Here is a 17,864-nt window from a genome sequence, read left to right on the forward strand (position 1 = left end):
GATATTCTTGCTACAAACATACCATATTTCCAATACTGCTGTATTGACTAGAATGACGCTTGAGACCACATTCAGGTCAAGACATCCAGACATGAACTCAAGTATGATTTGTGATGAGTCAATCAGACATTGATTTCATGCCATATCCCAACATGATTCATGTGTTTGTAACAAATTCATTTGTATGAGAGATAATAACCATGACTGATCAATACCAAGCATTTACACAATCACCTTTAGGTAAATTTGTTGTAAAAAACTTAGGTTTACCTTCGCCAGTTGCGCTAGATCGTTTTGAAAGTGCTCAACCAGTTGTAAATGGTGCAGTATTGCTTGGCGCAGCACCATCAAGCACGGTTTCTGCTGCGATTGCTCAAGTTCTTAGCAATATTCATGCAGATAGCTATGTGGGCAATAATGTTGAATTACAACAAACGGCTGCCAAAGTAGGTTTAAATCTTCGTCCTCTTAATGCTGATGACAAAGAATCTAAATTTAAAGCGGTTGTATTTGATGCGTCTGGCATTCAAGATTCAGCGCAATTAAAAGCGCTATACGACTTTTTTAATCCAATTGCACGCCAAATCTCAAGTTCTGGTCGTGTGATCGTGATTGGTACTACACCTGAAACTGCGAAAACCGTAAAACAAGCGATTGCACAACGTGCACTTGAAGGTTTTATCAAGTCTGTTGGTAAAGAATTCAAAAAGGGTATTACTGCACAAGTGGTCTATGTGGACCAAGGTGCAGAAGCAAACCTTGAATCGACTTTACGTTTCTTAATTTCACCACGTTCTGCTTATGTATCAGGTCAGGTGATCCGCGTATCTAAAGCAGATGTGGCTGATTTAGACTGGGCGAAGCCACTTGCAGGCAAAACTGCATTAGTGACTGGTGCGAGCCGTGGTATTGGTGAAGCGATTGCGCATGTATTGGCGCGTGATGGTGCGCATGTCATTTGTTTAGATGTTCCGCAACAACAAGCTGATCTTGAGCGTGTTGCAGGTTCAATTGGTGGTTCAGTATTGGCAATTGACATTACTGCTGCTGATGCGGGTGAAAAAATCAAGACTGCTGCTGCAAAACAGGGTGGTTTAGACGTGATTGTTCACAATGCAGGGATTACCCGTGACAAAACTTTGGCAAATATGAAGCCTGAGCTTTGGGATCTTGTAATCAACATTAACTTGTCTGCCATTGAGCGTGTTAACGATTACTTACTATCTCATGATGGTTTAAATGCAAATGGCCGTATCGTTTGTGTATCATCAATCAGTGGTATCGCGGGTAACCTCGGTCAAACCAACTATGCGGTATCTAAAGCAGGTGTGATCGGTCTGGTTAAATTTACTGCGCCGACATTGAAAAATGGTATTACCATCAATGCAGTTGCACCAGGTTTCATTGAAACGCAAATGACTGCTGCGATTCCATTCGCGATTCGTGAAGCTGGTCGCCGTATGAACTCAATGAACCAAGGTGGTTTACCTGTAGATGTTGCGGAAGCAATTGCGTGGTATGCGTCTACTGGTTCAACAGGTGTGACAGGTAACGTTGTTCGCGTCTGCGGTCAAAGCTTGTTAGGTGCTTAAGCATTAGGGTTTTGAAGAGGGGTGCTTGTGCATCCCTTTTTTATAAAAATATTGAAAGGTTTATTATGAATACACGTCATTTTAGTCAGTTGCCAAAACCTTATTTAGCTTATCCAAAAGTCATTCAAGGTCTCATTTTCAAAAAGCCAAAAGGTGAAAAGGTTCTGCCACAAGTTGAGTATGTGGTGGATACACTTAAGATTGATAGCAAACATTTAGAAAGCTATAACGAGATTTGTGGTTTTAAAAATGATGGTTTCGTGCCAGCAATCTATTTGGCAGTTTTGTCGCAAAGTCTGCAAATGCACATGATGACCAGTGAAGCATTTCCATTCCCGATCTTGGGTTTGGTGCATATTCGTAACCAAATCAAGCAAACGCGCAAAATTGCTGTGAATGAGCAAATCACTTTATCGTGCAAGTTTGGCGAGCTAAAACCGCATGACAAAGGTTTACAGTTTGATTTCATCACGACTGCGAAAGTCGGTGGTGAAGTAGTGATGGAAAGTTTAACCACTTATTTATCACGCCAAAAAACTGAGAAAAAAGCGACCGAAAAAGCCAAAGAAGTGAAAGAACCTGCTTACCAGCCACAAGCAGAGTGGAATATTTCTGAAAATACAGGTCGTCGTTATGCCGTGATTTCGGGTGACTTTAACTTGATTCATATCCATGCTGTGACTGCAAAAGCGTTTGGCTTTAAACAAGCGATTGCGCATGGGATGTGGAGTAAAGCTAAAGCTTTGGCAAGTATCGAATTACCTGCGGCTTATGAGGCAGATGTATGGTTTAAACTACCGATGTTTTTACCTTCTACGGTAGAGTTTTTAACTGCAGCCGAGCCAAAACAAACAGATTTCTTGATTCGTAATGTGAAATCTAAAAAGCCACATGTTGCGGGTACAGTAAAAGCCCTTTAGTACTATCATATAATGTAAATAATCCCTGTTGTTCGCAACAGGGATATTATAAGAAACATAAATATCATAAGGAATTGAGCTTTGATTAAAGAAATTCTATTTGCTGATACGCATCATTATCATGGCAGTGTTGATGAGCGATTTATTGACTTGGCAAGCCAATTTAGCCGTCTACAAGATGCACGAACCCAGCAAGGTGGCGCTGCATTGGTGGTTTATTTCCGAGGTCAAAAAGTTGTTGATATTTATACGGGTAAGAAATCTCAAGAAGAAGATTGGCAATCCAATACTTTAGCCATGTGTTATTCAACGGGGAAAGGCATTCTAGCGACACTTGCACATATTTTGGTGAGTGAAGGCGTACTGGATTATGAGCAACCGATTGCACATTATTGGCCTGAGTTCGCTCAAAATGGTAAAGCCAATATTACTTTACGTCATGTTTTATCACATCAAAGCGGTTTATTTGACATTCGAAATACCATTGAAACGGCAACGGAAATGCTGGATTGGTCGCATATGCTGGATGTGATTGCCGCGGCGATACCACGTTTTGCTGCTGGACAAAGTTTTGCCTATCAGCCTTTGACCTATGGCTGGATTTTGGGTGGTGTGCTTGAGAAAGCAGCCAAGCAACCTTTAAGTTGGCTGATGCAACGTTATCTGGTACAACCGCTTGAACTGGATGGTGCGTATTTTGGGACACCAACATCAGAATTAAATCGTGTTGCACGTTTATTGGAAAAACCGAAAACGGCATCTCAAGCTAAACCGCAACAAAATAAAAACAGTCAACCACGTAAAGCATCCTTATCAGAACGCTTATTGGAGTTCTCTGGGCAAAATCCACAAGATTTCCAAGATGCCATGATTCCAAAAGGCATGCGTCACTTTAGCTTCTATAGTGATGAAGGTTTGCAAGCTGTTATTCCTGCGGCTAATGGTGTATTTACTGCCGATAGTTTGGCAAAAGTCTATGCAATGCTAGCCAATCAAGGGCAATGGCAGGGGCAACAACTGATTCGCCCAGAAGTGTTTAAGCAACTCAGTACGGTACAAAGCAAAGCACGTGATCGCGTGATGCCGATTCCAATGCATTGGCGTTTGGGTTATCACCGTATTTTAACGATGGGTAAACGAGCACCGCATGGCTTTGGACATGTTGGCTTTAATGGCTCAGGAGCATGGTGTGATTTTGATCGTGAACTCAGTTTTGCTTATACCCATAATTTTAATATTACCTCGGCAACAGGGGACTATCGTCTATGGGGCTTGAGCCAAGAAACACTCCGCTGTGCAGATGAAATATTAACAGGTCGAAAAGGCTGGTTTTAATTTACCTTAATTTGATAGGGTGGAATGTGGTAAATCACTGCATCATATTTGCTTTCAGTCTTGTATGCAGCAATAGTTCCACCTAACATTTCAGCCAGTTTACGACTTGGTTGATTATCCACTGCAACAGGGTATAGGAAATATTGGGCGGATATGTGAGTAGAGGCCCAACGGAATACTTCTAAAATTGCTTCTTTGGCAAAGCCTTGATTGTGGCAATCTTCCCGAATCCATAATCCCAGTTCAGGTGTTGCTGTATGCATTCGATGCACACCGATGAGACTAATAAACAGCTGATCTTGTTTACGACGTAATACAAAATGGCGATCGGTATGGTTTGTTTCGGCGATCAGCCATTGTTGCCCAAATTTTTCTTGGGCTACGAGGTTTTGAGCAGGCTCCCAAGCCATATAACGGGTTAATGTTTTTGTCACGCAAGGGTAGATATCAACAAGATCATCCATTTTAAATACAAATAAATCGAGTCTTGCCGTTTGTAAGAGTGCTCGTTTCATTGTTTGCTCATTTTGATTTCTTAAATAATTCTGCTTGAATAATGGCTTCGGTGTGGCGTTTAAAATCGTTTTCATTTAAGCCAATCAACTCCAGTTTGTAAATCCCTTCCAGACCACAGACAAACGCAATTAACCGCCATGCGATGTCATGGCTATTGGTCTCAAAATGAAACTCTCCCTGTGCTTGACCTTCATTAATCATACGCACAATTGAGCGATGCCAGTCCTGCATGGCAATATTATAGGCCCGTTTTATTTCTTCATCTTGATCAATAAGGACTTCAGCTTCATTCCATAATCTTAAATAAGGTTGGATTTGCTCAATATTTTCGCAACCGAGTAACAGAGAGAGGCGCTGTAAAGCGTTGGCTGTGTTGACCTGATTTTCAATTTCGTCCAGCTGTTGCATCAGTTTGATAAATGCTTCTGCTTTTAAATGCGAGCTGGAGGCAAAATGATGATGGACTTGTCCTGTAGATGTTTGGGCTTCAGTGGCGATACGACGAACTGTCATTGCAGAAAAACCTTCGTTTAATGCGACCTGCATCGCAGCTTGTAAAATCATTTCACGACGTTGTTCGCGGTTTAAATAAGCCATTCTTTTTTAGCACCTATGAGTACATACAAATCAGAGACAAATTAACTCAACTTTAAAAGTTGGACAAGTGTTCAATTTTGGTTATAATAACGCCAACTTGAACAATTGTCCAATTTAGAGGCATTTATGTCACGCAAGTGGTTAATTCTTGCAATCGTTGTACTGATTTATCTTCCTGTATCAATTGATGCAACCGTTTTACATGTGGCGACACCGACGTTGAGTGAGTCACTTTCATTATCCGCAAATGAATTGCTGTGGATTATTGATATTTATTCCTTGGTCATGGCAGGTCTGATTCTGCCAATGGGTGCCTTGGGAGACCGTATTGGCTTTAAAAAGCTGATGATCATTGGTGGTATCTTATTTGGTCTAGCATCATTGGCCGCTGCTTTTTCTTCTACCGCTTATGCATTAATTGGTTCTCGTGCTTTATTGGCTGTTGGTGCAGCCATGATTTTGCCTGCCACTTTATCTGCGGTTCGTAATACTTTTCTTGATGAAAAACAGCGTAACTTTGCTTTAGGTGTTTGGGCAACGGTCGGTGGTGGTGGTGCAGCCTTTGGCCCATTGCTTGGTGGTTTTTTGCTTGAGCACTTTCATTGGGGATCAGTGTTCCTGATCAATGTTCCGATTATGATTGCTGTACTTGCTTTAACTGTGTTTGTGATTCCAAAGCAGGCAGGGCAACCGAAGCAAAATCTTAACTTATTACAGGCCATTGTATTGGTGGTTGCTATCCTGAGCATGATCTATGCGATTAAAACTGTGATGCATGGTTTTAGTATCTGGTCAGTTCTGATATTCGCAGTTGGTTTTAGTTTATTGATTGGCTTTATTCGTACACAGCTCACATCAACGTCTCCAATGATTGATATTCAATTATTCAAACATCCTGTGATTGCGACAGGTGTGGTGATGGCAATTGTATCAATGATGGCCTTGGTCGGATTCGAATTGCTGATTTCTCAGGAACTGCAATTTGTGTATCAGCTTTCACCGTTGGCTGCTGGGGCATTTATTTTACCGTTTATGATTGCGATCAGTTTAGGTGGTCCAATTGCCAGTATGCTGGTCAATCGTTTCGGTCTGCGCTCAGTTGCATCGCTTGGTATGTTGATGAGTGCTTTAAGCTTATGGGGATTGGCAAATACTGATTTTATGCAGGCGAAGATGCAGGTCTGGAGCTGGATGGTTGTTTTAGGTTTAAGTGTGGAAATTGCTTTACTGGCGTCAACCTCTGCAATTATGTCTTCAGTACCGCCAAGTAAGGCGACCGCAGCAGGGGCAATTGAAGGGATGGCCTATGAACTGGGGGCGGGTCTAGGAATTGCCTTTTTCGGTCTGATGTTGTCATGGTTTTATGCTAACTCGATTGTGGTTCCAGCCGATGTACCACATAACATCATTGAACAGGTGAGTAGTTCGATTGGTGAGGCCGTTCAAGCCGCTAAGCAATTACAGCCAATGATTGCTGAACATGTCATTGCAGCTGCGAAGCAGGCCTTTAGCCAGTCGCATCGTTCGGTGTTGAATGTAGCAGCCTTATTATTCTTGATCTTGTCGATTTTTATTTGGTTCGCATTGCCAAAAAGAGTCACTGTGGTCGAGGAATAATGATTGACCCTGATCTAAATTGAGTTTAGGTCAGGGTGTTTTTAAGGAAGATTAACATCTTTGAATAAATAATAGTTTTGTTCTGTAATTTCTAGATATAAGCACAGAGGGAATGATTGAGAAGTAAGAAACTTTACTTATGTTAAGTTATCCAAATAATTTTAAGTTAATAGAGTATTGACCTGACAAAAAAATTTAAAATATTTACTTGGCGATATTTGAAAATTAGGGGGCCAAGTTAATAGAATTAGAATATTGTGTTACATTGTCTAGAGAAATTTCGAAAAAATTCTTTTTAACCCCTAAATATCAAAGTAATTGCATATGTCAAATTTTAATATTAAGAGTCAACTTAAGTTAATATTGCAGGGTGAAAAACCAAGTGTCGTATTGAACCGTATATTGATAGCGAATGTTGAATTGGATAAGCATGATTTAGCTTCTATTTTTCTTGAGGAATATTTTCTTTTAGATAGCAAAGTTTTACCACTCATTTGGCATTGGAAAAGTATTAAGTCAATTAGGGGAATCTCAAATGAGGAATTTGATGACTCTATTATGATGCAGATGAGAGAAGCAGGTTATTCCATCTAAATATTGATAGAAGACTATTATTTTTTAAGTCATCATAACTATACAACAGCAAAGAAGAATCCTCGAAAAAGATATTAAGGAATAGTTATCCCAAATTCACGTAAGATCTTACACAACTGAATCATCGGTAAGCCCATCAAGGTGGTTTGATCATCGCCCAACATTTTTTCAAATAAGCTAATCCCCAAACTTTCACATTTAAAACTACCCGCACAATGCAAGGGCTGGTCAATTTCAATATAACGCTCAATTTCTGGCAATGTCAGCTGGCGAAATTTGACTTGGTAATGTTCGACCAGTGTGGTTTCAAAGCCAGATTGCAAATGTTGGACGCTGAGCGCGGTACTGAAAAACACGGTTTGACCTGAGTTTGTCTGCAATTGTTGAATGGCATTTTCAACGCTTAAGGGTTTACCAATAAAGTCATACGGAGCATGTTCACGCCAAGCCACCTGATCTGAACCAATCACAATGGCATCTGGATGTCGCTGAGCAATCACACCCGCTTTCTCAAAAGCAAGACGTTTGGCCAAATCATCGGCATGTAGTTCACCTGTTGCAGATTCATCAATATCAGGGGAAATACAACGATAATCCAGCCTTAAACGATCCATCAGATCTTTACGGGTTTGACTGCTGGATGCCAAAATCAATTCATGTTGGTTCATTACACCGCGTATTCCACAAGGATATTCAAGGGAACATAATGCAGTACGGCATTATGGCAAGCATTCAACTTAATCGGTGGTGCTTGTCCTGCTTGATAAGCTTCGACCCAACGCGTCACACAGATACACCAGAAGTCACCTGGTTTAAGACCAGGGAAGCCTACTTCAGGTAACGGTGTAATGAGGTCATTGCCGACTTTTTGTGAGAAATTTAGAAATTCAGAAGTCATTTGTGCACACATTGTATGCTGACCTAAATCGGTGACCGCCGTGTGGCAAAAGCCATTACGAAAATACCCCGTGATTGGGTCATAACAACAACTGGCTAAAGGTTCGCCAAGCACGTTTAAACGATTAATTTTTGGATCTGGATGAATTGACATAATAATAGAAAGATTTGGTGACGCTGATTATCATAATCAAAAGTGACGGCTTCGGCAGCTTTTCTGCAAAAAAACTCACCTTTATTTCAGAGAATCATTTAAAATTGTGCCGTTTTTAAAATCAACTAGAGAGCCATCCATGAATTTTCAGCGCATGACTGATCTTGATTTAACAGGTAAACGTGTCCTTATTCGTGAAGACTTAAACGTTCCTGTAAAAAATGGGGAAATTACCAGTGATGCACGTTTACGTGCTGCATTGCCAACAATTAAAGCGGCTTTAGAAAAAGGCGCAGCAGTGATGGTATTTTCTCATCTGGGTCGTCCTGTAGAAGGTGAGCCAAAACCAGAACAATCACTTGCACCTGTAGCTGCTTATTTAAGCAAAGCGTTGGGTCAAGATGTCAAATTATTCACAGATTATTTAGATGGCGTTGAAGTGGCTGCGGGTCAAGTTGTGTTACTTGAAAACGTTCGTTTCAACCATGGCGAAAAGAAAAATAACGAAGAGCTTGCGAAGAAATATGCTGCGTTATGCGATGTATTTGTTATGGATGCATTCGGTACAGCGCACCGTGCAGAAGCATCAACAGAAGGTGCAGCACGTTTTGCGCCAATCGCAGCTGCGGGTCCTTTATTGGCAGCTGAGTTAGATGCGCTTGGCCGTGCAATGCAAACCCCAGAAAAACCAATGGTTGCAATTGTTGCAGGCTCTAAAGTATCAACTAAACTTGATGTGTTGACTTCATTGTCTACAATCTGTGATCAATTGATCGTGGGTGGTGGTATTGCCAATACATTCTTGGCTGCAGCTGGTTTTAATGTCGGTAAGTCACTTTACGAAGAAGATTTGGTTGAAACTGCAAAGCAAATTGCTGCAAAAGTGAGTGTTCCATTACCTACAGATGTTGTGGTTGCAGATGCAAGCCAAATCAACTTTGAAGATTTCCTTGGTTCATTGGCAAGTGCACAAGCTGTTGTGAAAAACGTTGCTGATGTCACTGACACCGATATGATTTTGGATGTTGGCCCTGAAACGGCTAAAGCATTTGCGGACATCTTAAAATCTTCTAAAACAATTCTTTGGAACGGCCCAGTGGGTGTGTTTGAAGTAGATCAATTCGGTGAAGGAACCAAAACACTTTCATTGGCGATTGCTGAATCTGCTGGTTTCTCGATTGCGGGTGGTGGTGATACATTGGCTGCAATTGATAAATACCAAGTTGCTGATCAAATTGGCTATATCTCAACAGGTGGTGGTGCATTCTTAGAGTTCGTAGAAGGCAAAACTTTACCTGCTGTTGCAGTTTTACTTGAGCGTGCTTAATCAGGTTTTAATTCATTGATTAATCAAAAGATAGTTTTAAAAGAGTCGATTTAAATCGGCTCTTTTTACTTTTGCACAACGTTGTCGTCATCAAAATGTCACATATCTGAAATATGCTTGTCACAACTTAACCAAGTAACTGTGGAAAGCCGTGATGAAATTTAAATTAACCCTTGCCGCTCTAATTATTGCTCCAATCATGCTGACTGCATGTGCAAAGAAAGAAGAAGCGAAAAATGCTGAACAGCAAGATCAAGCAGCTTCTGCTGTATCAACACAGACATCCCCAGAGCAACAAGCTGCAATTGATGCGATTGATAAACCGAATTTAGATGAAAATAATACAGATGTTGCTGAACACGGTGCAGCATCTGAAGTCGCTGCGAGCCAAGCGCACTAAGGTAATTGAGAAAATAAAAGCCGATGTTAAAACATCGGCTTTTTTGTATTTATGAATTAGCTTTACAGTAGAAGGTAAGCGTGGTTTGATAATCATCATCACGCGCCAGAGAAGCATTTTTACCTGTAATTGTTCCGATTACGCCTGCAGCAGCTTCGACCATTTTACCAGTTTGCTCATCGACCACACCTTTTAGTACGCCTTGGTACGCAGTTTTTTCGTCAACAACGACTGGGGCTGTGTTACGGGTACAGGTCTTTTGAGCAGCAGTTATAGCATTGTTTTTTGCAATTAGATTGGTTTTACCAATACCTGTGACTTCGTATTGATTATTTTCTTTTTGAATTGCCAACGTGTTGGTTGGTGTAGATGCACACGCTGTCAATCCGAGTGCCAAGCCACCAACTAAACTCATGATTAAGGTTTTTTTCATTACTTGTTCTCAAGTCGTTACATAATTGTATTATTGGAACATAGAATTTCTGAGCGCTTTTGCAGGTTATGTACAGTTTGTGCAGACACTCTGTAAATTTTCTCAAATGAATGATGAGTTTAGCGATGATGATATTTGTTATTTACTCACGAAATTCAATATAGACGTCTGTGACAAGCATGAATTAAGCATAGTGGAAATCATTCAGATTATGCTAATCTAGCGCCATCCTTGTGTTAGTTAGATTCATTTCAATGACGGACTCAAATATAGAGACAATTCATCAAAATATTCATCAACGTCAATCTATTGGGCAACTGATTGAGCCTGCACCAAATACAGAACAACTCGAAAAAGCAGTGCAAGCTGCATTGACTGCGCCTGATCATCATCGTTTAAAACCAACTCGTTTTGTGGTTGTCACCCCAGAGTTACGCGCGGCTTTTGGTGAGCAATTGGCGAGTGCTTTAGCAGATTTGGGTGAGACAGATTCTGCACAACTTGATCGAGTGAAACAGCATCCGTTTCGTGCACCTTTGTTGGTTTTAGCATTAACCACGATTCAAGATCATCCTAAAGTTCCACACTTTGAACAGATTTTAAGTACAGGGGCTGCGATTCAAAACTTCTTGTTGTCATTACAAGCGCAAGGCTTTGCAACCATGTGGCGTTCTGGGGCTGTGGTTGAATCGAATTGGTTGAAACAGCAATTGGGATTAAAACAACAGGATCTTATTTCTGGAATTATTTATATTGGAACAGCAGCGAAAGCGATTGCGCCAAGAGCAGAAATAGATAGTCAAGATTTTGTAAAAGTATGGCAAGTAACCTAAGCTTTGTTTTGCATGATTAAAGAAAGAAATTCGTTTCAGGATAAAAAATGACAGAGTTAAATTTTAGTGATTTAGTTGAGCCAGTTGCCGTAGATCAGAAAACAGCATTAAGAATTACGGTCTTGGGCGGTGGTAGTTTTGGTACAGCGATGGCAAATTTAGCGACCAGAAATGGTTGCGATACCATGATTTGGATTCGTGATGCTGCTGTTGCGGAAGAAATTAATCAAACGCATATCAATAAACGCTATTTACCTGATTATCCATTGGAACCTGCTTTGCGTGCAGTGGCTGACTTGGAGCTTGCTGTACGCGATCGTGATATTATTTTGGTTGCCATTCCAAGCCATTCATTCCGTGATGTGCTCAAACAGATTGCGCCGTTTATTACTTCTCAGGCTGTGGTTTCATTGACCAAAGGCATTGAAGCAAAAACCTTTAGTTTTATGAGCGATATTATTCGCACAGAATTGCCTGAAGTACCGTACGGTGTTCTATCTGGTCCAAATCTTGCCAAAGAAATCATGGCAGGTATGCCTTCAGGAACGGTCATCGCCAGTGAGTCAGAACTAGTTCGTTATGCGGTGCAACATGCTTTACATAGTGCTTTATTCCGCGTGTTTGGTAGCGACGATGTACATGGTGTTGAACTAGGTGGTGCGTTAAAAAATATTTATGCAGTTGCCATGGGTATGGGTGGGGCTTATAAGATTGGTGAAAACACCAAAAGTATGATTCTAACGCGTGCGTTGGCAGAGATGAGCCGTTTTGCAGTGAAACAGGGTGCAAATCCATTAACCTTTTTGGGGTTGTCAGGCGTGGGAGATTTATTTGCTACCTGTAACAGTCCATTAAGTCGTAACTATCAAATTGGTTTCGCATTAGGTTCTGGGAAAACACTGGATCAAGCGACTAAGGAGCTCGGTCAAACTGCGGAAGGGATTAATACCATCGTCCAAGTGCGAACTAAAGCGGAAGAGCTGGATGTATATATGCCAATTACCAATGCGCTGTATGATGTGATTTTTGAAGGTGCGCCACCAATGACCATTGCGTTATCTTTGATGAAAAATGGTCATCGCAGTGATGTGGAATTTGTTTTACCTCATCATGAAGTCTAGGCGGCTGTAGATATTTCGTACATGCTTGAAATATCTACAGACCTAATTAAAACTGTCATCTATTCGCGTTATGATGCAGCTATAAAAAATAAGGTCGTTTTATGCAGTTAACTTTAGTTCGTCACGGTGAAGCATCTCCAGCCATCAATGGAAATGATATACAGCGTCCACTTACACCACGTGGACATCAACAAGCTGAGCAAACAGGACATTTCTTAAAAGATGTGATTCAACCTGAGATTTTTGTGGTGAGTCCACTGTTACGTGCTCAAGAAACTTTGGCGCATATCAAGGCACATTTTCACGGCATTCCTGTGTTAATTTGCGATAAGATTAAGCCAGATGATGATGCCAAGGATGCGATTGAATGGTTATCCAAATTACCGTATGAGTCGATTGCAGTGGTGTGTCATATGAATGTTGTGGCACATATTGAAGAACAATTGACACACGAAGGCTTTAATCCATTTGCATTGGCCGAAGCACGTATTTATGATCAAGCTGTGATCGCGAATGGTTTGTCGACACAAAAGAATCGTTTTACACCAACATTATAATTTTTATATATCCGCAATAGGATAAGGGTACTGAACACCGATGCTGTATATATGGATGCCCGAAACCAATGGAACATGGTATTGGTCGGCAGGGGAAAATTGGTTGCAGGCACAAAGTCTTGAACAGTTGATTCAAGATTTGCAAGAGCATCATGGAAAAGAGGCTGTGGTTTATTTTCCAAGCCGAAATGCGCAATTATTACAACAACCAATGACTAAGGCACATTACAAACAATTGGGGCAAGAGGGCATCAAATATCTCTTGGAAGAGTTTGTCACCTTACCGATTGACCATATGAAGGTTGTACATCATTTTCATAATGATCAACTCAATATCTTGGGTGTTGCACAATCTACGATTGAAACGTGGCAACATGCACTGAGTCTTTTGCCGATCCAGATAGCAGCATTTTTACCAGACTTTTTGATTTTACCTGAACCAGAACCGAATCAAGTGGTGTTGCTCAACCTGTACGATCACTTATTGGTGAGAGAAAATGCATGGACAGGTAACTCTGTTGATGATTTAGGTTTGTTCCTAGAGTTTCAGGCTGCAGAAACACAGTATAAATTTGCCAACCTGAATACCAGTCAACTTGATAGCCTCGCGACTGCATCGAGTAAAGATCAGCGGACCGAATTCAGTTATCAATTTGAACAATTGTTAAGACCTAAACAGCATCCATTTAATGTTCTACCGAAATCAAAAAATGCAGAAGTGCAGTGGTCTGGTTATTGGAAAGCTGCAGCCGCAGTCCTCTTGGCTGTGATTGTGGTGCAATTGGGTTATGATGCTTTACGTTGGTCAAAACTGAAAAAAGTTGCAGATCAAACCGCAAGCCAAGCGATTGAGCAGTATAAATCTTGGTTTGGTGAAAATAGTCGCGTCACCGAACAAAATATTAAAAGCCAGTTTGAAAGCCAATTACGTATGAGCCAACTTGGCGATACGCAAGCACTTTCGCTGTTAAGTCGTGTTGGACCAATTTTGATGCAAAAACAAATCGTTGCTCAGCAGGTGAGTTATGATGCTTCAACTTTGGCTATGTCACTCAAAGCAAAATCTGCGGATGATTTACAAGGATTAACTCAACAATTAAATCAACAAGGTTTCCAAGCTGAATTAGGCAATGTTCAGGCGGATACAGTTGGCGCAATTGGGGTGGTAAAAGTAAAATAATGAAAGCATTAACACGATTACAAAATAGCTTTGATCAGAAAATTGAAGCGTTAAATGAATATCTACAAGGCTTATCTGTTCGTGAACGAGTGATGGTGATTTTTACCACCATTTTTGTCATTGTGACGGTGATTGGTTTCGCTTTGTGGAAAACGCATGCATTGGCAGATCAACAGCAAAAACGGTTAAATGAATTAAAAGATCTAACCGTGTGGATGCAGAGTAATGCGGCGACAATGAAGCCAGCAAATGATGTGGGATTGACTGCAGCAGATAAAATACAGCGAACGGCCCAACAGCAGGGTTTGGCTGTTTCTTCACAGCAAAATGGTGAGCAGATTCAGCTTGTTGCAGAACATCAGAATTATGCTGTACTGGCTAATTTTTTGATGCAGCTGTCTCAAATGGGCATCAGTATTCAAAAAATGGATATGGTCTCTAACAATAATCAGATTAAATTAACTGCAACAGTACAGTAAGCAATTAAAAACCCTATGTCAGGCATGGTGTTTTGATACGCCTATGCCTATAATATGCCTACTTGAAAATCAGTAGACTGTGATTGGTATGTTATATTCATTGGCTCGCCCTTTGTTGTTTACTTTAGCGCCAGAGCGTGCACATGAACTGACACTCTCTATGCTAGATAAGGCCCATAAACTCGGCTTTATGCATCAAAAAGTTGCAGCAAAACCTGTGACCTGTATGGGGATTGAATTTCCAAATCCTGTTGGTCTTGCCGCTGGCTTAGATAAAAATGGTGCACATATTGATGCTTTAGCTGCACTCGGTTTTGGTTTTATCGAGATTGGAACCATTACGCCGCGCCCGCAAGCAGGCAACCCTCAACCACGTTTATTCCGTATCCCTCAAGCAAAAGCGATTATTAACCGTATGGGTTTTAATAATGACGGTGTCGATAAACTGATTGAAAATGTAAAAGCTGCAAAGTTTAAAGGTGTTTTGGGAATTAATATCGGCAAAAATGCGGATACACCTGTTGAAGATGCAGTTTCAGATTATCTCATCTGTCTTGAAAAAGTTTATAATTACGCTTCTTATATTACTGTTAATATTTCATCACCAAATACTAAAAATTTGCGTAGTCTCCAAAGTGGCGATGCGCTGACAGAGTTGTTGCAAACTTTAAAAGAGCGTCAACTCGAACTGGCAAACCAATATAATCATTATGTTCCTCTCGTGCTTAAAGTCGCACCTGATTTAACAGCAGAAGATATTCAATTCATTGCTGCACAATTATTGCAATTCAAAATCGATGGCCTGATCGTAACCAATACGACATTAGGACGTGATGGTGTAGAAAACTTGCCGAATGGAAATGAGGCAGGTGGTTTGTCAGGTGCGCCTGTATTTGAAAAGAGTACTGAATGTTTAGCTCAGTTTGCTGAAGTACTGGCGGGCCAGATTCCATTAATTGGTGTCGGTGGTATTTTAGCGGGCGAACAGGCGATTGCAAAACAACAAGCGGGTGCAAGCTTGGTACAAGTGTATAGTGGTCTCATTTATACTGGCCCAACACTGGTTAAAGACTGTGTTGATGCGATGACTGTGTGAAATGAACACGCTTGATATCATCATTCTGGTCATCTTGCTCATTGGAGGGCTGAACGGTTTGCGTCAAGGATTTATCAAAGCCTTTGCGAACTTGATCGGATGGATATTCGCATTGATCGTTGGGGCAAAATACGCTGTGGTTTTGGCACCTGCGATGAGCAGTTTAAGCCAAGACCCTGTTGTGCAAAAAATTGCAGCATTTGCCTTTATTGTGTTGATCATTGTGGTGTGTACATGGATTGTGTCTGCATTACTCAATGGGCTCTTGAAAAGTCTGAAATTGGGCCCATTAAATCGTTTAGCAGGTGGTGCATTTGGTTCTCTCAAAGGACTACTGATTGTACTGATCGCAATGCAGGGTTTAGGGCCTTGGGTTGAGAGTTCACCGCACTGGAAACAGTCTAAATTTGTACAAATTCTATTACCTTATGCACCTTTGGCAACTGAATTGTCCAAAGATGCAGCAAATCAAGCTTTAAATCAAATGACATCGGAAGGCGCGTTGTTACATCGCCCTTCGACTGAAATGGACCAGTCAGAACGTGCTTCAGTGGATCAGCGTTCTGATCATTCGACGAAAAATCCTTTTTATTAATCGCTAGCTTGTCGCGAGGTTGCTATGTGTGGAGTTGTTGGGATAGCCGGTAAATCACCAGTGAACCAAATGTTATTTGATGCCTTAACGATGCTGCAACATCGAGGACAAGATGCTGCAGGGATCGTAACCTGCCATCAAGGGCGTTTATTCCTCCGCAAAGATAACGGTATGGTACGTGATGTATTCCATACGCGTCATATGCGTGCATTGCTTGGTAACTACGGGATCGGACATGTTCGTTACCCAACTGCTGGTTCATCAAGCAGTGCTGAAGCGCAACCATTTTATGTGAACTCACCTTATGGCATTACGCTTGCTCATAATGGGAACTTGACCAACGCTGCCGAAATTCATGACGATCTGTTCAAAACAGATTTACGTCATATGAATACTGATTCAGATTCTGAAGTTTTACTCAATGTTTTCGCACATGAGCTACAGAAGATCAGAACTTTAAACCCAAGCCCGGATGATATTTTCCACACCGTGTCTCGCGTACATGAGCGTTGTAAAGGGGCTTATGGTGTTGTAGCGATGATTACAGGTCATGGCTTAGTTGGTTTTCGTGATCCGAACGGGATTCGTCCTTTGGTGTATGGTTCTCGTGAAACTGAACAAGGTGTTGAATATATCATTGCCTCTGAATCTGTTGCGATTACAGCACTCGGTTTCAAAGTTGAACGTGATATCGTACCAGGCGAAGCGATTTTTATTGATTCAGAAGGTCAGTTGTTTACCAAGCAATGCGCTGTGAATCCTGAATACCGTCCATGTATTTTTGAATATGTGTATTTTGCTCGTCCAGATGCCATTATTGATGGAATTTCAGTTTATAAAGCCCGTTTAAAAATGGGTGAAAAGTTGGCTTATAAAATCTTGAAAGAATGGGGCGAACAGCATGATATTGATGTTGTGATTCCAATTCCAGATACCAGTCGTACCTCTGCATTAGAGCTGGCAAATATTTTAGGTGTGAAATTCCGTGAAGGTTTTATGAAAAACCGTTATATCGGACGTACCTTCATTATGCCGGGTCAGCAGCAACGTAAAAAATCGGTTCGTCAAAAATTGAACCCTGTAGAACTTGAGTTTAAAGACAAGAATGTACTGTTGGTCGATGACTCAATTGTTCGTGGTACCACATGTAATGAAATTATCCAGATGGCACGTGATTCTGGTGCGAAGAAAGTATTCTTCGCTTCGGCTGCGCCAATGGTGAAATATCCAAACGTGTACGGTATTGATATGCCTGCGAAGGCTGAGTTGATTGCGTCAGGTCGTACAGTCGAAGAAATCCGTGAAAACATCGGTGCAGACCGTTTAATTTTCCAAGATTTGGAAGATTTGAAAAATGCGGTTCGTACCAGCAAGGTACCTGATTTAACTGAGTTTGATTGCTCAGTGTTTGATGGTGTCTATGTCGCTGGTGGTATTGATAAGGCATATCTTGACGCACTAGAGCAAAAACGTAGTGACGCTGCAAAAAGTAAATCTGATGGCTATATCGATGTCAATATTGATGCAGCATCAGTTGATTTAACAGGGATTAAAGAAGAGTAATCATCTTAATCTATAGAAAAGCGGGAATTTCCCGCTTTTTTATTTTATGATAGTGGGT

The 17,864-nt window shown here is 41.0% G+C and carries 20 protein-coding genes; 15 read left to right on the forward strand and 5 right to left on the reverse strand.

The window, feature by feature from the left end; genetic code table 11:
* The first annotated feature begins 200 nt into the window (after positions 1-200).
* The 3 genes from GBI66_RS08705 to GBI66_RS08715 all read left to right on the forward strand — a co-directional run bounded on the left by GBI66_RS08705 (position 201) and on the right by GBI66_RS08715 (position 3,847).
* Complete coding sequence (locus tag GBI66_RS08705) at positions 201-1,592, forward strand: 3-oxoacyl-ACP reductase (RefSeq protein ID WP_151715802.1); 1,392 nt, start codon at positions 201-203, stop codon at positions 1,590-1,592.
* 65 nt (positions 1,593-1,657) lie between these two features.
* A complete protein-coding gene (locus tag GBI66_RS08710) occupies positions 1,658-2,512 on the forward strand; it encodes a MaoC/PaaZ C-terminal domain-containing protein (RefSeq protein ID WP_005189564.1) in 855 nt (284 codons plus the stop codon).
* An 81-nt stretch (positions 2,513-2,593) separates the two neighbouring features.
* Positions 2,594-3,847 (forward strand): serine hydrolase, encoded by a 1,254-nt coding sequence (locus tag GBI66_RS08715; protein ID WP_151715803.1) that lies wholly within the window; start codon positions 2,594-2,596, stop codon positions 3,845-3,847.
* On the opposite strand, the gene GBI66_RS08720 is transcribed toward GBI66_RS08715, so the two are convergent.
* The gene (locus GBI66_RS08720; RefSeq protein WP_151715804.1) at positions 3,844-4,362 is read right to left on the reverse strand and encodes a GNAT family N-acetyltransferase; all 519 of its coding nucleotides are present in this window, start codon (positions 4,360-4,362) and stop codon (positions 3,844-3,846) included. The genes GBI66_RS08715 and GBI66_RS08720 overlap by 4 nt on opposite strands.
* Positions 4,363-4,369: 7 nt before the next feature.
* Positions 4,370-4,960, reverse strand: a complete 591-nt coding sequence (locus GBI66_RS08725; protein ID WP_151715805.1) for a TetR family transcriptional regulator — start codon at positions 4,958-4,960, stop codon at positions 4,370-4,372.
* A 126-nt stretch (positions 4,961-5,086) separates the two neighbouring features.
* Between GBI66_RS08725 and GBI66_RS08730 the strand changes: the two genes are divergently transcribed.
* The gene (locus GBI66_RS08730) at positions 5,087-6,577 is read left to right on the forward strand and encodes an MFS transporter (RefSeq protein ID WP_005202896.1); all 1,491 of its coding nucleotides are present in this window, start codon (positions 5,087-5,089) and stop codon (positions 6,575-6,577) included.
* Between the two features lie 324 nt (positions 6,578-6,901).
* Positions 6,902-7,171 carry a hypothetical protein gene (locus tag GBI66_RS08735; protein ID WP_151715806.1) on the forward strand — a complete coding sequence of 90 codons (270 nt, stop codon included), beginning with the start codon at positions 6,902-6,904 and terminating at the stop codon, positions 7,169-7,171.
* A 74-nt stretch (positions 7,172-7,245) separates the two neighbouring features.
* Here the strand turns inward: GBI66_RS08735 and GBI66_RS08740 are convergent, their stop codons facing one another.
* Positions 7,246-7,839 (reverse strand): nucleoside triphosphate pyrophosphatase, encoded by a 594-nt coding sequence (locus GBI66_RS08740; protein ID WP_151715807.1) that lies wholly within the window; start codon positions 7,837-7,839, stop codon positions 7,246-7,248.
* A complete protein-coding gene (locus GBI66_RS08745; protein ID WP_004653014.1) occupies positions 7,839-8,222 on the reverse strand; it encodes a DUF2237 family protein in 384 nt (127 codons plus the stop codon). Before GBI66_RS08745 ends, GBI66_RS08740 begins: the two co-directional genes overlap by 1 nt.
* A gap of 139 nt (positions 8,223-8,361) precedes the next feature.
* Here GBI66_RS08745 and GBI66_RS08750 point away from each other — a divergent pair, with 139 nt between their 5' ends.
* Both GBI66_RS08750 and GBI66_RS08755 read left to right on the forward strand, forming a co-directional pair.
* Complete coding sequence (locus tag GBI66_RS08750) at positions 8,362-9,549, forward strand: phosphoglycerate kinase (RefSeq protein ID WP_151715808.1); 1,188 nt, start codon at positions 8,362-8,364, stop codon at positions 9,547-9,549.
* 154 nt (positions 9,550-9,703) lie between these two features.
* Positions 9,704-9,949: a hypothetical protein gene (locus GBI66_RS08755; RefSeq protein ID WP_151715809.1), complete on the forward strand. Its 246-nt coding sequence runs from the start codon at positions 9,704-9,706 to the stop codon at positions 9,947-9,949.
* Positions 9,950-9,998: 49 nt separating this feature from the next.
* Here the strand turns inward: GBI66_RS08755 and GBI66_RS08760 are convergent, their stop codons facing one another.
* Positions 9,999-10,382: a hypothetical protein gene (locus GBI66_RS08760; protein WP_151715810.1), complete on the reverse strand. Its 384-nt coding sequence runs from the start codon at positions 10,380-10,382 to the stop codon at positions 9,999-10,001.
* A 254-nt stretch (positions 10,383-10,636) separates the two neighbouring features.
* Here GBI66_RS08760 and GBI66_RS08765 point away from each other — a divergent pair, with 254 nt between their 5' ends.
* The 8 genes from GBI66_RS08765 (at position 10,637) to purF (ending at position 17,806) form a co-directional block, all read left to right on the forward strand.
* Positions 10,637-11,215, forward strand: a complete 579-nt coding sequence (locus tag GBI66_RS08765) for a nitroreductase (RefSeq protein WP_151715811.1) — start codon at positions 10,637-10,639, stop codon at positions 11,213-11,215.
* A gap of 47 nt (positions 11,216-11,262) precedes the next feature.
* Positions 11,263-12,336: an NAD(P)H-dependent glycerol-3-phosphate dehydrogenase gene (locus tag GBI66_RS08770; RefSeq protein ID WP_004807911.1), complete on the forward strand. Its 1,074-nt coding sequence runs from the start codon at positions 11,263-11,265 to the stop codon at positions 12,334-12,336.
* Between the two features lie 101 nt (positions 12,337-12,437).
* The gene (locus GBI66_RS08775) at positions 12,438-12,893 is read left to right on the forward strand and encodes a histidine phosphatase family protein (protein ID WP_005189535.1); all 456 of its coding nucleotides are present in this window, start codon (positions 12,438-12,440) and stop codon (positions 12,891-12,893) included.
* 40 nt (positions 12,894-12,933) lie between these two features.
* Positions 12,934-14,073, forward strand: coding sequence for a type II secretion system protein GspL (gene gspL / locus GBI66_RS08780; protein WP_151715812.1), 1,140 nt, complete (start codon positions 12,934-12,936; stop codon positions 14,071-14,073).
* Positions 14,073-14,552, forward strand: a complete 480-nt coding sequence (gene gspM, locus GBI66_RS08785; RefSeq protein ID WP_005189530.1) for a type II secretion system protein GspM — start codon at positions 14,073-14,075, stop codon at positions 14,550-14,552. Before gspL ends, gspM begins: the two co-directional genes overlap by 1 nt.
* An 88-nt stretch (positions 14,553-14,640) precedes the next feature.
* Entirely contained in the window at positions 14,641-15,648 is a 1,008-nt protein-coding gene (locus tag GBI66_RS08790; RefSeq protein ID WP_005211791.1) for a quinone-dependent dihydroorotate dehydrogenase, read from the forward strand.
* Between the two features lies 1 nt (position 15,649).
* Positions 15,650-16,243, forward strand: a complete 594-nt coding sequence (locus tag GBI66_RS08795) for a CvpA family protein (RefSeq protein ID WP_005189525.1) — start codon at positions 15,650-15,652, stop codon at positions 16,241-16,243.
* A gap of 24 nt (positions 16,244-16,267) precedes the next feature.
* On the forward strand, positions 16,268-17,806 hold the full coding sequence (purF, locus tag GBI66_RS08800; RefSeq protein ID WP_151715813.1) for an amidophosphoribosyltransferase: 1,539 nt from the start codon (positions 16,268-16,270) through the stop codon (positions 17,804-17,806).
* Positions 17,807-17,864 lie beyond the last annotated feature (58 nt).

Origin of the sequence: Acinetobacter sp. TUM15071, from assembly GCF_008980925.1 — a bacterium.
Lineage (GTDB): Bacteria > Pseudomonadota > Gammaproteobacteria > Pseudomonadales > Moraxellaceae > Acinetobacter > Acinetobacter dispersus.